2 protein-coding genes are annotated in these 1,305 nt (G+C 45.6%); both read right to left on the bottom strand.

Features of this window, described 5'->3' with window-relative positions; translation table 11 throughout:
- The coding region (locus QTO00_RS19835; protein WP_331426277.1) for a glycosyltransferase family 4 protein at nt 1-1,019 on the bottom strand (1,019 nt) is incomplete at its 3' end.
- The coding region (locus QTO00_RS19830) for a helix-turn-helix domain-containing protein (protein ID WP_331426276.1) at nt 1,000-1,305 on the bottom strand (306 nt) is incomplete at its 5' end. The genes QTO00_RS19830 and QTO00_RS19835, both read right to left, overlap by 20 nt.

The raw sequence follows: 1,305 nt of genomic DNA, 5'->3' as shown, positions 1-1,305 counted from the left end.
TTTGAAAAGTAGAGCTCTAGCATTAATGGAATGACTGCTGACTGCGAATACTCGCTTTGAATTGATTCGATTGTCCGTTGTTGAATAGAAGACCTTTGTTGGTGATCTAAAGTGAGGTAGTGATTTAAATCATGACTTAGCTGGTTTACGTCTTTAGCAAGGTAGCCATTGCCATTGTGTTCAATAAGCTTTGGCATATTGCCGACATTGAGCGAAAACACTGGAATACCGCGCGCCATCGCCTCTAGTGCTGTCATTGGCAAACCTTCAAACCGCGAACAAATTACCAAAGCACCGATTAAAGGCCAAACCTGACGCATATCATCTTGATGACCATGAAACACCACATTGCTTGAAGCGCTTGCCTTAAGTTCGAAGTCCATACTGCCTGAGCCGTAGACATGGAACATATGCTGGGAATTTTCTTTAGCCAGTGTAATGAAGCGATCTGGGCCTTTCTCGTGGCTTAATCGGCCAACAAACGCTATTTGCTCGCCTTCAGATTTGGTTACGTCGTTCGCATCGACAAAATTATTGAAGCTGAGTGAGTTTGATGCGAGCTTTTGGGCGATTTTCTCACTAACGGCTATCGAGTGATTGGAGATAAACGAAGTGCAACGGTCTACAAGATCATACCACCAAACTTTACCGCTTGGTGTTTCTCCCGCATGGTAAGTAGAGATCTGTCTAACACCCGTGACCAATCGAGTTAGCTTACAAACTAAGCTAGCTTTGTAGCCATGAGCATGAAGAAGGGCGGGCTTATTATTGCGGACTAAAGTGATGAGGTTAGATAAATAATTGCTACCGTCTAGGTCTAAGTAACTGACAGAGATGTTGTTGGATTGGAGTTTTTGAACAAGTAAGGGCTCGTCGGTATAACGTCGTACAAAATAAACTCGAATAGGAGCTTGGAACTTGTGAAGACCTTTAGCGAGTTCGAGCACATGGGTCTCTATCCCGCCAAAGGCTAAGCTGTCAATGACAAGCCAAATTTCATCAGACGAGTTGCTGCTCATCTTCTGCTTCCCATGCCTGCTTTTTGCGATAGACGGTTGATGGGCTAAGTTCTAGCAACACCGCCGCATTGAGCACGTTACCATCGCAATAATCTATCGCTTGTTGTATCGCTTCACGTTCAATTTGCCACATAGGTCTTATGGTAACCGCATTGCCCGTTGCTAGGTTTTCTTGTGGAGGTGGAGCAACGGCAGTCGCAACGTCATTTATAACTGGCTGAGTTGGAGGCTCGTGTATTTGTGGCGAAGGCACGGCCGCTGGTGCTGGTTTAGCTTTGCGGCGTGC

Origin of the sequence: Vibrio sp. M260118 (genome assembly GCF_036533755.1) — a bacterium.
Taxonomy (GTDB): Bacteria; Pseudomonadota; Gammaproteobacteria; order Enterobacterales; family Vibrionaceae; genus Vibrio.
Note: the sequence above shows the minus strand (reverse complement) of the source record. Positions and strands in the feature narration are given on the sequence as shown.